The sequence below is a fragment of the Cryobacterium aureum genome (assembly GCF_002954245.1).
Lineage (GTDB): Bacteria > Actinomycetota > Actinomycetes > Actinomycetales > Microbacteriaceae > Cryobacterium > Cryobacterium aureum.
The window spans coordinates 42,059-54,915 of record NZ_PPTG01000005.1 but is presented as its reverse complement, the minus strand read 5'-3'; the positions used below and the strand labels follow the sequence as shown (position 1 = coordinate 54,915).

The window sequence follows — 12,857 nt, the reverse complement described above, 5'->3', positions numbered from 1 at the left end:
ACCATGTATGAAGGCATCGTTCAGGAACTGATCGACGAGCTTGGCCAGCTTCCCGGTATCGGCCCGAAGTCGGCGCAGCGCATCGCGTTCCACATTCTGCAGACCGAGAAGTTCGACGTGACCCGGCTCGCCAACGTGCTCCTCGAGGTGCGCGACAAGGTACGGTTCTGCGACATTTGTGGCAACGTCTCGGAGCAGCCGACCTGCCTGATCTGCCGGGATCCGCGCCGTGATCCCACCTCGATCTGCGTCGTCGAAGAGGCCAAAGACGTCGTCGCGATCGAGCGTACCCGCGAATTCAAGGGCCTCTATCACGTGCTGGGCGGGGCCATCAGCCCGATCGACGGCGTCGGACCCGACGACCTGCGCATCCGCCAGCTGATGCAGCGCCTCGCCGACAACACCGTGCAGGAGGTCATCATCGCGACCGACCCGAACCTCGAGGGGGAGGCGACGGCCACCTACCTCTCCCGGTTGCTCACAACGCTCGAGATCAAGGTGACGCGCCTCGCCTCCGGTCTCCCGGTCGGCGGCGACCTCGAGTACGCCGACGAGGTCACCCTCGGACGTGCCTTCGAGGGTCGCCGAGAAGTCACCCACTAGCCGGACCCCCCTCCCGCCCAATCTGCCGGCCGCGGTCCCCCCGCCCTTTAAGGACGAGGCCCGGGCCCCGTCCCCGGGCCCAGTTTAGAAACTGGGCCCACGGTCATACGGTGGGCCCGGCGAGCGGATGCCCCGCCCTCACCGCCGCGCAGCGTCACATGGCACCGGCCCGCAGGTACCAGCATTTAGGATGGGAACTTGGACGCGGCCCGCACGCCAGGCCGCATACCCCCATCTCAGGAGTCACATGAGCTTGATCGTGCAGAAGTTCGGCGGGTCATCCGTCGCCGATGCCGAAAGTATCAAGCGGGTCGCCAAGCGCATCGTCGATACCCGCAAGGCCGGTAACGAGGTCGTCGTCGCCGTCTCCGCGATGGGCGACAGCACCGACGAGCTGCTCGACCTCGCTCACCAGGTCACCCCGCTGCCCGCCCCGCGTGAGCTAGACATGCTGCTCACCGCCGGCGAACGCATCTCGATGGCGCTGCTCGCGATGGCCATCAAGAGCCTCGGCTACGACGCCCGCTCGTTCACGGGCAGCCAGGCCGGCATGATCACGGATGCCCGTCACGGCTCCGCACGCATCGTCGACGTCACGCCGGGCCGCATCCGCTCGGCGCTCGATGAGGGCGCCGTCGCCATCGTCGCCGGTTTTCAGGGCTTCAACCGTGACACCCAGGACATCACGACCCTCGGCCGTGGCGGCTCCGACACGACCGCCGTCGCCCTCGCCGCGGCCCTCGGCGCCGACATTTGCGAAATCTACACGGATGTCGATGGCGTCTTCACCGCGGATCCGCGCGTCGTTCCCCGCGCCCGCAAACTCGAGCGCGTCACGAGCGAAGAGATGCTCGAACTCGCCGCTGCCGGAGCCAAGGTCCTATATATTCGCGCTGTGGAATATGCTCGCCGCCACGGCGTCACCCTGCACGTGCGCTCGTCCTTCAACAACAACACCGGCACCATCGTGTATAACGCCGCGACCGCGCGAGAAAATGGAGAAATTGTGGAAGAGCCCATCATCGCCGGAATCGCCGCTGACCTGAGTGAAGCAAAGGTCACCGTGGTCGGCGTGCCGGACATTCCCGGCAAGGCCGCCCTGATCTTCAAGATCGTCGCTAAGACCAACGCCAACGTCGACATGATCGTGCAGAACGTGTCGGCCGCGTCGACCGGCCTCACCGACATCTCCTTCACCCTGCCCAAGTCCGAGGGCCAGCAGGTGCTCACGGCCCTGACCAACGAACGCGACCGCATCGGGTTCGCCGGACTGCAATACGACGACCAGATCGCCAAGCTTGCCCTGGTCGGCGGTGGCATGCGCACCAACACCGGCGTCTCGGCGAAGCTGTTCGAGGCGCTCTACGAGGCGGGAATCAACATCGAAATGATCTCCACGAGTGAGATTCGCATCTCGGTCGTCACCCGCGCCGACACCATCAACGAGGCCCTCCGCGTGGTGCACACCGCGTTCGGGCTCGACGGCGAGATCGAAGCCGTCGTGCACGGCGGCTCCGGCCGCTAGTCCCGCCGAGGCGTGAGTTTCGGCCCGTTCGAGGCCAAAGGGTCGCAAAACTCACACTTCGCCAAACGGATGCCCAGCCTCACCCTTCCCGCCGAACCGTCATAACTCCTGCAAATTGTCCTCCTGGATTTTTACTGCCGCATAGTTACGCGGAACCGATTCTCCGGGTTCAGAAATTGCAGGAGTTATGCCCGGCGGCCAGGGAGAAACACCCGTTTTTGACAGAATGAAGCACATCCCCCCGACTCTCGGGGGCTAAATCAGGAAATCGACCCCGAGCATCCGCTCTGGGGGCCGAAATGCCAGCAAAACCGTGCGCATTTCCTGCATCAGCCACCGGGGGACACCACAGACGTTAGGAACCACACGTGACCAGCTCAGCCAGCACCCCCGGCATCAACATCGGCGTCGTCGGCGCCACCGGACAGGTCGGCGCCGTGGTGCGTCGGCTGCTGGAGGAACGCGATTTTCCGGTGAAGAGCATCCGCTTTTTCGCCTCGTCCCGCTCGGCCGGCACCACGCTGACCTTCAAGGGCGAGCCGATCACTGTCGAAGACGCCTCGGTCGCCGACCCGACCGGACTCGACGTCGCCATCTTCTCCGCTGGCGCCACCCTCTCCAAGGCCCAGGCACCCCGCTTCGCCGCGGCCGGAGTCACCGTCGTCGACAACTCGAGCGGCTGGCGCATGGACCCGGACGTTCCCCTCGTCGTCAGCGAGGTCAACCCCGAGGCCATCAAGCAGGCCGTCAAGGGCATCATCGCCAACCCGAACTGCACCACCATGGCCGCGATGCCCGTGCTCAAAGTTCTGCACGACGAAGCCGGCCTGAAGCGGCTTATCGTCAGTACCTACCAGGCCGTCTCCGGCAGCGGCCTGGCCGGTGCGTTCGAGCTGGCCAGCCAGGTACGCGTCGCCGCGCAGGACGAGAACCTGTTCCAGCTCGTGCACGACGGCAGCGCTGTCACCCTGCCCGAGCCCACCATCTACGCCCGTCCGATCGCGTTCGACGTGATCCCGCTGGCCGGCAGCATCGTCGATGACGGCCAGTTCGAAACCGACGAAGAGAAGAAGCTCCGCAATGAGAGCCGCAAGATCCTCGGCCTGCCCGAACTGCTGGTGAGCGGAACCTGCGTACGAGTGCCCGTCTTCACCGGCCACTCGCTCTCGATCAACGTGGAATTCGCCAAACCGATCAGTGTTGCCCGCGCCGAGGAGCTGCTGAAGACCGCTCCCGGCGTCGAACTGACCGACATCCCCACCCCGCTGCAGGCCGCCGGGCAGGACGCCAGCTTCGTCGGTCGCATCCGCCAGGACGAAGGCGTAGCGGATGGCCGCGGCCTCGCCCTCTTCATCAGTAACGACAATCTGCGGAAGGGTGCCGCACTGAACGCCGTGCAGATCGCGGAGCTCATCGCCGCCGCGCGAGTCGTCGCCTAACCCCCAGCCAGCCCGCCGCCCCTGATTGCCCGGACCGTGGGCCCAGTTGAGAAACTGGGCCCACGGTCCGAACACGGGCCCAGGCAAACAGCCAGCCCTAATTCCCGCCCGCACGACGCCGTTCCGCGGCAAGTCGCGTAGGCTTTGATCGCGTTAGCCGAACTGGGGTTTCGGGCGTGCTGCAGCGCGTCTCCTTTGGCGTGTTCACCGCCGTCGCGCTGGTGTTCATCCCCGGCGCAATCGCCACTGTTCTTGCTGATCCGGGACCAAGATTCGCCGTCGCAGTGTGCGCCCTCGTGTGCGTGGCGGCCCTGGAAATAGCTTGGATTCGAGTGGGCAGCGTGCCGCATCGCACTCCAGCCATCAGCGTGCCGGTTCTCGCCGTTCCCTCGCTGGTGCCGGTGCTGCCCGACCAGGCCATCATCGGCGTCGTGATGCTCGGAATTCTCGTCGTGCTGCTGGTGGAATCTCGCCGCATCAGTGTCTCCGTTCACAGCGCGGGCCTCGCGGGCGTCGGCTCTATGGTCTATCTCCTCATCGCCTGGATGCTGGGCGTGGTAGGCGTGACGGCGTTGCCGACAGTCGCCGCGGCATCCGTCGGTTATGTGCTGTTCGTCCTGGCGCTCGAAGTGGTCAGAGTGCGTCTGATCAACGCCCCGGTCGATCGTGGCGGCCGCCCACTGATCTCGCCCCTGCGCCTCGGTGGTCTGCTGGTCGTTGTGGCGGCTTTGACCATGTGCTCGGCATATTGGGCTGAAACCGATCTGCCCACACCCGGAACGGGCCGCACCAGCATTGAAATCGCGGTGGGCACCCTGACGGGCAGTTTCGTGGTGGCGTTGATCGCCATCATGCTGCGCACCGGGTGGGACATGCCACGACGGTTAAATGGCCTCGTGATCGGCAGTAGCATTCTCAGTGCCGCGCACCGAGTGGATTCCCCGGACGACGTCGGCGAGGCGCTCTGCGAAGCGGCGGCCGGCGCGGTCGGCGTGCAGCCGATTGTGGTGCAGACCGAACCGGCTGAGGCAGGAGCAATCGGCGTGCCGGTCAGCTTCACGCCGGGCGAGCCCCGGTTTCTGGTGGCTCGCCGCGACCCGATGGACGGTGCTTTCTCCGGCGTCGACCGGCGCGCCCTGCTGGCCCTGGTCGCTACGGCCGAATTGTCCGTGCAGGCCAGGCAGAACGTCGCTGGGCTCACCGCGCGGGCCAACACCGATCCGCTCACCGGCCTACCCAACTACGGCGCCTTCCAGGAAGCGCTCGACACCATCAACAGCACGCGCAGCGATGCTGAAATCGGTGCGCCCCCACGACGTCGTCGCGCGGGTCGGTGGCGACGAATTCGTCATCATCCTCACCCGCCTGTCCACCCTGGACGTAGCCACGGCCATCGCGCAGACCGTCCGCACGGCATCCGGTGCACCGCTCGCGGTCGGCGCCGACACCATCAGCCCGAGTCTTAGCATTGGCCTAGCCTTCTCCTCGTTGGTCGAAACGGATGTCGCGTCCCTCGTTCACGACGCCGACCACAGCATGCTTATGGTCGAGAAGAGCCCTCGGCGCGGCAGCCTGGGCGGCGAGTAGAGCATCAACGTGTCTGGCCACCGCGCCTCGCAGTTCAACGACACCGTTGCCCGAGCGATCGATGAGGACCAGTTGCCACTGGCCTACCAACCCATCGTCAGTCTGGTCACCGGCCGCATCTGGGCCTTCGAGGCGCTACTGCGTTATGTTCACCCGGAGCTCGGTGCGATCTCGCCGCCGTCGCTGGTGGAAAAGGCGAAGAACTTGGGACGGTTCGACAAACTCACTAGTCAGATCGCCGAGAAGGCCATGATCGCGGCGGCCGAGTTTCGCTTGGTCGAACCCGGCATCGTCTGCATGACCATCAACGTGGAGGCCGGGCAGCTGGCGCCGGAGCGGCTCGGCCGGTTCGTGGAAGATCTGAACAATCGCTACCCCGAGATTTCGCTCTGCCTCGAACTCAATGAGCTCGGTCGCGCGGGTGTCCGCGCAGATTCGCGCGCAGGCCAACCGACTGCGCGATCTTGGCATCCTCATCGCGCTCGACGACTATGGCTCCGAAGATTCCTCGGTCGATTCGCTCGTGCGGGTGCCGATGGATATTCTCAAGATCGACCGCAGCCTGGTCGACGACCTCGGTGATATCCGCCAGCGCGAAGTGCTCACCGCGCCGCAGGGTTTCGGCGACAAGCTCGAGTACTCCATGATCGTCGAGGGAGTGGAAAACGAAGAGATGGCCGTGCGGCTGGCCCAGCTGGGCCAGCCGCAGCGCCCAGGGGTTTCACTTCGGTGTGCCGCAGGGATTCACCGAGACCGTCGACCGGCTCGACGAATTCGGAGCGAAGGCTGTGCTGCCTTGCCCGGTGGGATCCAGAGCAGTAACACCGCAATCATTCAAAGTCGGCGCTGGCCAGACCGAGCCCACCGCTATCGGGTCGAACGATCCGTCTTTCTGTCGCAGCTGTTGGTCGGTTCCTCGACCCTGCTCCTGGTAGCCGTGTCCGGCCTGCTCGACAGCCGCCTCTTCACCAACCAGCTGTTTCTGGCCGGCATTCTCACCATTTTTTTCGCTACCGCGGTGTCGGCCGGGGTGCCCTGGCGACACCTCGATAAGAAATGGATCATCGTCCTGCCCACCGTCGACCTCGTGGCATTGGTGATCGCCTGCGAAGGTGAACTGCTACTTGGCACGACGTTTCTGCTCGTTTTTCTCATCATCTGGCCATCGTGCCTATCGTGCTGGCCTTCGTCGCTGCGACGACCTACACGACCACGAAACGCGTGGCAGCGCAGCGCGTGCTGCCGACCCATCAGCCCGTCGTGTTCGAGGGGGCTCTGCGCCGCTCCCGATGCGAAGAACGCACCCTCGACGAGATTTTCAACATCATCGACTTCGGCGTCGTCGGGTTCAGCCGCACGTCGTTGTGTTCAATCCAGCCGTTGCGCAGTGTGGCGCTCTGCAGTGGGCTCGCGGCGTCGCGGCCGGCACGAAGGTCGGAGCGGAAGCGACGGGGTTCGGCCGAAATGTCGGGGTCGGGACGGTGTGAATAGGCGCGGCGGGGGCCACGTTGGTCGGACGCGCTGTGGTCGAAGGGGCGGGTGCGGCAACCTGCTGCGCGGACGGAGCCACCGCCGCAGCGGGTGCGGCCGACGGGGCGGCGGCATCCGCTGTCACGGTGTTGCGGGGGCGCCGCAGCATGGCCTCGATGCGGGCGCGCAGTTCGCGCGGGCGAAACGGTTTTGTCAGGTAGTCGTAGTCGTCGGCTTCGAGGCCCTGCATCGTGTCGATTTCGTCATCGCGGGCGGTGAGCATGACGAGGTAGGTAGGGCTGAACGCGCGCAGGCACTTGGTTGTTTCGAAGCCGTCCATGCCGGGCATACTCACGTCGAGCGTCGTGACGATCGGGTCATAGGCGCGTACCGCGGCGATGCCGTCGAGACCATTACTCGTGGCGATCGTCTCGAACCCGGCCTGGGTGAGCACGGCCTCCAGAAGATTGCGGATGTCGGCGTCATCTTCGATGATGACGGCGACGCGCCGTTCCGCGTTGTCTAAAGCCATACCGTTTAGTATTCCTTGCTCGGAGGATCGTCGCCGAGGTTGCTGCGATCTCGTATCTGCCGCAGTTCGCGCAACCGGCCGGAGCGCGCGACGTCAAGTGCCGTCATAGCGCAAGGCATAAATCTGGCACAATGCCCATTTCGGGAATTGTGGCGGGCCGATCGGGGTTCTAGCCTGGGGTTTAAATACGCCCGCATGAGCGGATCAGCACCAAGGAGAGTCGTGGTGGTACCGATTCGACCCGCCCGATCTGCGGCGCATCTGCTGCTCTTGCGCGTGGCCGTGCTGGTCACCATCGCCCTCGGCGCGAATTACATCATCTGGCGCTGGTTCTTCTCCCTGAACTGGGATGCCTGGTGGATCGCAGTGGCCCTCGTGCTCGCTGAAACCTACAGCCTGATCGACGTGGCCCTGTTCGGTCTCACCATGTGGCGGGCTCGCGACCGGGAGCTGCCCGCCGCGCCGGCCCCCGATCTCACTGTCGACGTATTCATCACTTCTTATAACGAACCCGTCGAGTTGGTGCAGCGCACCGCGCAGGCGGCCCAGCGCATCCGCTACCCACATACCACCTGGATCCTCGACGACGGCAACCGGCCCGAGATGCGCGAGGCGGCCCAGCTGCTCGACGTCGGCTACATCACCCGCGGCGCCGACTGGCAGAATCGCCCCCTGCACGCCAAAGCCGGCAACCTCAACAATGCACTCATGAGCACCGAAGGTGAGTTTGTGCTCATCCTCGACGCCGATCAGGTGCCGCTGCCGCACATTCTTGACCACACACTTGGCTACTTCGTCGACCCGACAGTGGCCCTCGTGCAGACGCCGCAGGTGTTTGAGAACGTAAGCGCTGGCGACCCGCTCGGTAGTCAGGCGCCCCTATTTTACGGGCCGATCCAGCAGGGCAAGGACGGTTGGAACGCCGCGTTCTTCTGCGGATCCAACGCCGTCGTGCGTCGAGAAGCACTCATGCAGCTCGGTATCACCCGCTACGTGCTCGAGATGGAGCGCGCCGTCACACGTGCTCTCACCGGCGCCGCACGGGTGCTCGCCCGGGCCAGCCGAGCCGACGATGCACAAGACCCGATCGTGCAGACCGCTCTGCACGAGGTGGGCGCGGCGATCAAAGACACACGCGCCGCCATTGCCGCTGGCGAAACCATCGGACACGCCACATATACCCTGCAGCAGCGCATGGCTGCGGTGTCACGTGACCTCGTGGCCGTCGACCTGCACTTGCTGACGCTCGACCTCGCCGCCATCGCTGAGTTGGAACTCGAAACCGATGCCGACAACGGCGTCCCCGTGCATAGCCTCGAGCTGCTCGCGGCCCGCGACCTATCCCCGCTTGGCGCATTGGAATCTGTGCAAGTGCTGCTGCGGTCAATCGACGTGGACCGCTCGGACGAGGCCCAGCCGCTCATGCCGCTGGCCACAATCAGCGTGACCGAAGACATGGCCACGAGCATGCGCTTGCACGGCCTTGGTTTCACGAGCATCTACCACCACGAAACCCTAGCCCTCGGACTTGCGCCCGAAGATCTTGGAACCATGATCACCCAGCGGCTGCGCTGGGCGCAGGGCACGATGCAGGTGTTGCTTCGGGAGAATCCACTGGTGCAGGCAGGCCTCAGCCTGCCGCAGCGCCTGATGTACTTCTCGACCATGTGGAGTTACCTGAGCGGATACGCCGCGCTGGTCTATTTCGCCGCCCCCGCTGTTTTTCTCTGCTTCGGCATTCTGCCCGTCAATACGACTGCGCTGGAATTTTTTCTGCGATTTCTGCCGTTCATGGTCGCCAACCAAATTCTGTTCGTCATCTCCAGTCACGGTATTTCCACTTGGCGCGGCCAGCAATACAGTCTTGCCCTGTTCCCAGTCTGGATAAAGGCCACAACGACCGCCGTCGCCAATGTCGTCTTTCACCGGCCGCTCGGCTTTGTGGTCACCCCGAAGACGCGGCAGGCGGGCGCCAATCCTTGGCACCTGATCCTTCCGCAGATCGCCGTCGCCGTCGTATTGATCGTCTCGACCATCATCGGGGGGACCCGGCTGGCACTCGGCCTGGGCGAGCCAATCGGGACCCTCGTCAACGTGGCCTGGGTCGTCTTCGATTTGCTCATTCTCAGCGTGCTGGTACCCGCCGTGCGCTTTCAAGGCTCAACCCCAAAGGAAACGACTCGCTAATGCAATTCACGGTCACCGACCAGGGCGAGGGCATCGCCGTTGTACACATCGCTGGACGATTGAACATGGTCACAGCGCCGCGCCTTCGCGAAGTGGTGGCCGCCTCCGTCGCTGCCGGCCAGAACCGCGTCGCGGTCGATTTGAGCGACGTGGATTTCATCGATTCCTCGGGGCTCGGCGCACTGATCGGCGGACTCAAGACCACACGGCAGGCTGGCGGTGACCTTCGCATTGCAGCGCCCAACGAACAGGTTCGCTTGGTGCTGCAGCTGACCAATATGGAACGCGTGCTGACCGCCTATCCCACCGCCAGCAACGCATTCCATGGTTAGGATCAGCGCTCATACCCTCACGCTGATCTCACCGCCCGACGATGTGAACACCGTGCACGCCTTGCTTGAAACGGTCTGGGCCGATGCCGCGCACGTTTCCGCGACGGACCGCTGCAGTTTTGAGACGGCCCTGATCGAACTCGCGTCGAACGTGATTCGCTACGCGGATACTGGTTCGGGCGTGACCTGCGGATTACGCGTCGAGGTGAGTGACGTTGCGCTCGACGCCCGCTTGAGCGACACCGGTGCGACGGCGGCCGAACTGTTCGCGGCGGGCGTTTCGGGCGCTGCGGGCCTCGATCTGCGCCAGATGCCCGACGAGCTCAGCGAATCGGGGCGGGGGATCGCCTTGATCCAGGCTTTGGTTGACAAGCTCGAATACACCCGCAACGGAGATCTGAATCACTGGCACATTGCCCGAAAGCTGGGGTCATGACCGCCGCTCTCAGCAGCATGCCGCCCACTCTGCAACACAGCGAGCTCACCCGGCAACGGGCGCTCGACGACCTGCAGATCCTCGATACCGCACCGGAAGAGCGATTCGACCGGATCACTCGTCTGGTCAAGGAACTCTTTCACGTGGAGATCGCGATCATCTCGCTCATCGACCACGACCGGCAGTGGAACAAGTCCAGCGCCGGCATCGAACCCGATCAACCCACCGAGTATCCGCGGTCGAATGCCTTCTGCGACTCAACCATCGACGCGTGCGGCACCCTTATCGTTGCTGACGCCCGGCTCGACCCGCGCTTTCGCGACAATATCTATGTAACGGGGGCACCCGGCATTCGCTTCTATGCTGGTCACGCACTCGAAGCGCACGGCGGCGAACGTATCGGCGCCCTGTGCGTGTTCGGCACTGAGCCGCGGGAATTCACTGAGCTCGAGCAAAATTTGTTGCGTGATCTCGCGTTCTGGGTGCAAAAAGAACTCAACGCGTCGCAGGAACTGGACCAGGCCGCTGCTGTACAACGCGGCCTGTTGCCCAAAAAGCTTGTAAGCCTGCCGGGCTTCGAAGTGGCGGGAGCATGTTCACCGGCTCGCGCCGTCGGGGGAGACTTTTACGACTGGTATCCAGTGGGGGAGGGTGCGGCGTTCACCCTCGCCGACGTGATGGGCAAGGGTGTGGGCGCGGCGATTATTGCGGCGACAGTTCGAGCGGTGTTGCGGGCCGGATCTCGCCTTGACGCAGTCGCCGACGTAGCCCTGGCTGCTGCGGCGACGCTCGAACCCGACCTCGATGAGGCCAACAGCTTTGTGACTCTCTTTCACGCCCGGCTCGACATGGACACCGGCGTCATTCGCTATGTCGACGCCGGCCACGGTCTCTCTCTCGTCGTACACGCCAATGGTACGACCGAGCGCCTCACGTCACTGCGCCTGCCAGTCGGCGCCGGGGACGATTCACCCTGGGAGGAGCAGCGGGTCGTGCTCGCTCCCGGCAGTACCCTGATCTCGGTCAGCGACGGCGTACTCGACCTGTTCGACGGCACGCTCGCCTCGCTCGCCGCCGTCGACCGGCTGGTGCGCCAGGCGTCGACCGCGCAGGCCGTCGTCGATTCCCTGATGTCACTGGCCGGGCTGTCCGCCCCTGACGACGTCACGGTGATCGTCGTCCGGCGTGAGATGGAGGGGTGACCGTGCGGGCGCTCGCACGGTTGGGCGCATCCGCTCGCCGCGATACACTCGAAAGTGTGAATTCTCAGGGAACCGTTGACGTAGTCCTCATTGGTGGCGGCATCATGAGTGCCACCCTCGGCACGCTGCTGAAGGAGCTACAGCCCGACTGGCGCATCGAGGTGTACGAGCGGCTCGGCGAACTGGCCCGAGAGAGCTCGAACCCGTGGAACAACGCCGGCACCGGCCACGCCGGACTGTGCGAACTCAACTACATGCCGCAGGCTGCGGACGGTTCGGTCACGGCCGACAAGGCCGTCGTGATCAACGAGCAGTTTCAGATCAGCCGTCAGTTGTGGGCGCACCTGGTGTCTATTGGCGCGCTGCCGGAGCCGAACAAGTTCATCAATTCCACCCCGCACATGACCTTCGTGCACGGCAAAGCCAACGTGGAATACCTGCGCAAGCGCCATGCCGTACTGGCTCCCGAGCCGCTGTTCGCCGGCATGGAGTTCAGCGATGACGCTGCGAAGATCGGCGCCTGGACGCCGCTGCTCACTCGCAAACGTCCGGCCGGCCAGAAGATCGCCGCCACCCGCATCGTGAGCGGCACCGACGTCGACTTCGGCGCACTCACCCGACTGCTGTTCGAGAACCTCGAGAAGCAGGGCGTCACGATGCACCTGAATGAGCAGGTCGTGGGCCTCAAGCACAAAGCGGATGGCACCTGGAACCTTAAACTGTTGCGTCAGGTCGGGCAGACCCGCAGCACCATCAATGCCCGCTTCGTCTTCGTTGGCGCCGGCGGTGGCGCGCTCGCGCTGCTGCAGCAGAGCGGAATCCCCGAAATCAAGGGTTTTGGCGGATTCCCGATCAGCGGCCAGTTTCTGCGCACCACCAATCCGAAGCTCGTCGCCCAGCACCAGGCCAAGGTCTACGGCAAGGCAGCCAAGGGGGCCCCGCCCATGTCGGTGCCGCACCTCGACACCCGCGTCGTCGACGGCGAAATGTCGCTGCTGTTCGGCCCGTACGCCGGGTTCAGCCCCAAGTTCTTGAAGACCAGCACCTGGTTCGACCTGCCGTTCTCCATTCGCACGCACAACCTCGGCCCGATGCTCGCGGTGGCCCGCCACAACTTCGACCTCATGAAATACCTGATCGGCGAGGTGTTCGCGTCGCGGAACACCAAGCTGAAGGCTCTGCGCGAGTTCATTCCCGCCGCGGTCTCCGAGGACTGGGAGCTCATCACGGCCGGCCAGCGCGTGCAGGTCATGAAGAAAGACGCCAAGCTCGGCGGAGTGCTGCAGTTCGGCACCGAGGTCATCACCTCGAGTGACGGCTCGATTGCCGGACTGCTCGGCGCCTCGCCGGGAGCCTCGACTGCCGCGCCGATCATGGTGGACCTGCTGGCCCGCTGCTTCCCCGACCGTATCGAGGGCTGGAAGCCGCGCATCCGTCAGATGATCCCGAGCTACGGCACCAAGCTTTCGGACGACCCTGCTGCTGCTGCTGCCTCGCTGGCCGCCACTGCCGAAGTGTTGCACCTCAGCAACTAGGTTTCGGCG

10 protein-coding genes and 2 pseudogenes are annotated in these 12,857 nt (G+C 64.6%); 11 read left to right on the top strand and 1 reads right to left on the bottom strand.

The window, feature by feature from the left end:
- Nucleotides 1-3: 3 nt before the first annotated feature.
- The 6 genes and pseudogenes from recR to CJ028_RS21870 form a co-directional block, all read left to right on the top strand.
- Nucleotides 4-603: a recombination mediator RecR gene (gene recR, locus CJ028_RS02460; RefSeq protein WP_092340318.1), complete on the top strand. Its 600-nt coding sequence runs from the start codon at nucleotides 4-6 to the stop codon at nucleotides 601-603.
- 247 nt (nucleotides 604-850) lie between these two features.
- Nucleotides 851-2,128: an aspartate kinase gene (locus tag CJ028_RS02455; protein ID WP_105033703.1), complete on the top strand. Its 1,278-nt coding sequence runs from the start codon at nucleotides 851-853 to the stop codon at nucleotides 2,126-2,128.
- Between the two features lie 368 nt (nucleotides 2,129-2,496).
- On the top strand, nucleotides 2,497-3,567 hold the full coding sequence (locus tag CJ028_RS02450) for an aspartate-semialdehyde dehydrogenase (RefSeq protein WP_105033702.1): 1,071 nt from the start codon (nucleotides 2,497-2,499) through the stop codon (nucleotides 3,565-3,567).
- A 1,290-nt stretch (nucleotides 3,568-4,857) separates the two neighbouring features.
- A complete protein-coding gene (locus CJ028_RS21875) occupies nucleotides 4,858-5,154 on the top strand; it encodes a diguanylate cyclase domain-containing protein (protein ID WP_105033701.1) in 297 nt (98 codons plus the stop codon).
- 9 nt (nucleotides 5,155-5,163) lie between these two features.
- Nucleotides 5,164-5,553, top strand: a pseudogene (locus tag CJ028_RS02440) (EAL domain-containing protein); the annotation flags it as partial.
- Nucleotides 5,554-5,557: 4 nt separating this feature from the next.
- Nucleotides 5,558-5,794, top strand: a pseudogene (locus tag CJ028_RS21870) (EAL domain-containing protein); the annotation flags it as partial.
- Nucleotides 5,795-6,502: 708 nt separating this feature from the next.
- On the opposite strand, the gene CJ028_RS02430 reads toward CJ028_RS21870, so the two are convergent.
- Complete coding sequence (locus tag CJ028_RS02430) at nucleotides 6,503-7,156, bottom strand: response regulator transcription factor (protein WP_105033699.1); 654 nt, start codon at nucleotides 7,154-7,156, stop codon at nucleotides 6,503-6,505.
- A 222-nt stretch (nucleotides 7,157-7,378) separates the two neighbouring features.
- Between CJ028_RS02430 and CJ028_RS02425 the strand changes: the two genes are divergently transcribed.
- The 5 genes from CJ028_RS02425 to CJ028_RS02405 are packed head-to-tail and all read left to right on the top strand — an operon-like array spanning nucleotide 7,379 to nucleotide 12,848.
- Nucleotides 7,379-9,343, top strand: a complete 1,965-nt coding sequence (locus tag CJ028_RS02425) for a glycosyltransferase (protein WP_240607040.1) — start codon at nucleotides 7,379-7,381, stop codon at nucleotides 9,341-9,343.
- Nucleotides 9,343-9,675, top strand: a complete 333-nt coding sequence (locus CJ028_RS02420; protein ID WP_105033697.1) for an STAS domain-containing protein — start codon at nucleotides 9,343-9,345, stop codon at nucleotides 9,673-9,675. The genes CJ028_RS02425 and CJ028_RS02420 overlap by 1 nt, the downstream gene beginning before the upstream one ends.
- Entirely contained in the window at nucleotides 9,668-10,111 is a 444-nt protein-coding gene (locus CJ028_RS02415) for an ATP-binding protein (protein ID WP_105033696.1), read from the top strand. The genes CJ028_RS02420 and CJ028_RS02415 overlap by 8 nt, the downstream gene beginning before the upstream one ends.
- Nucleotides 10,108-11,313, top strand: coding sequence for a PP2C family protein-serine/threonine phosphatase (locus tag CJ028_RS02410; protein WP_240607039.1), 1,206 nt, complete (start codon nucleotides 10,108-10,110; stop codon nucleotides 11,311-11,313). The genes CJ028_RS02415 and CJ028_RS02410 overlap by 4 nt, the downstream gene beginning before the upstream one ends.
- 56 nt (nucleotides 11,314-11,369) lie before the next feature.
- Entirely contained in the window at nucleotides 11,370-12,848 is a 1,479-nt protein-coding gene (locus CJ028_RS02405) for a malate:quinone oxidoreductase (RefSeq protein ID WP_105033787.1), read from the top strand.
- Nucleotides 12,849-12,857 lie beyond the last annotated feature (9 nt).

Excerpts from the sequence above, each read along its gene's own strand:
- recR (WP_092340318.1), top strand. The coding sequence starts at position 4 with ATGTATGAAGGCATCGTTCAGGAACTGATCGACGAGCTTGGCCAGCTT.
- CJ028_RS02455 (WP_105033703.1), top strand. The coding sequence starts at position 851 with ATGAGCTTGATCGTGCAGAAGTTCGGCGGGTCATCCGTCGCCGATGCC.
- CJ028_RS21875 (WP_105033701.1), top strand. The coding sequence starts at position 4,858 with ATGCTGAAATCGGTGCGCCCCCACGACGTCGTCGCGCGGGTCGGTGGC.
- CJ028_RS02430 (WP_105033699.1), bottom strand. The coding sequence starts at position 7,156 with ATGGCTTTAGACAACGCGGAACGGCGCGTCGCCGTCATCATCGAAGAT.
- CJ028_RS02420 (WP_105033697.1), top strand. The coding sequence starts at position 9,343 with ATGCAATTCACGGTCACCGACCAGGGCGAGGGCATCGCCGTTGTACAC.
- CJ028_RS02415 (WP_105033696.1), top strand. The coding sequence starts at position 9,668 with ATGGTTAGGATCAGCGCTCATACCCTCACGCTGATCTCACCGCCCGAC.
- CJ028_RS02410 (WP_240607039.1), top strand. The coding sequence starts at position 10,108 with ATGACCGCCGCTCTCAGCAGCATGCCGCCCACTCTGCAACACAGCGAG.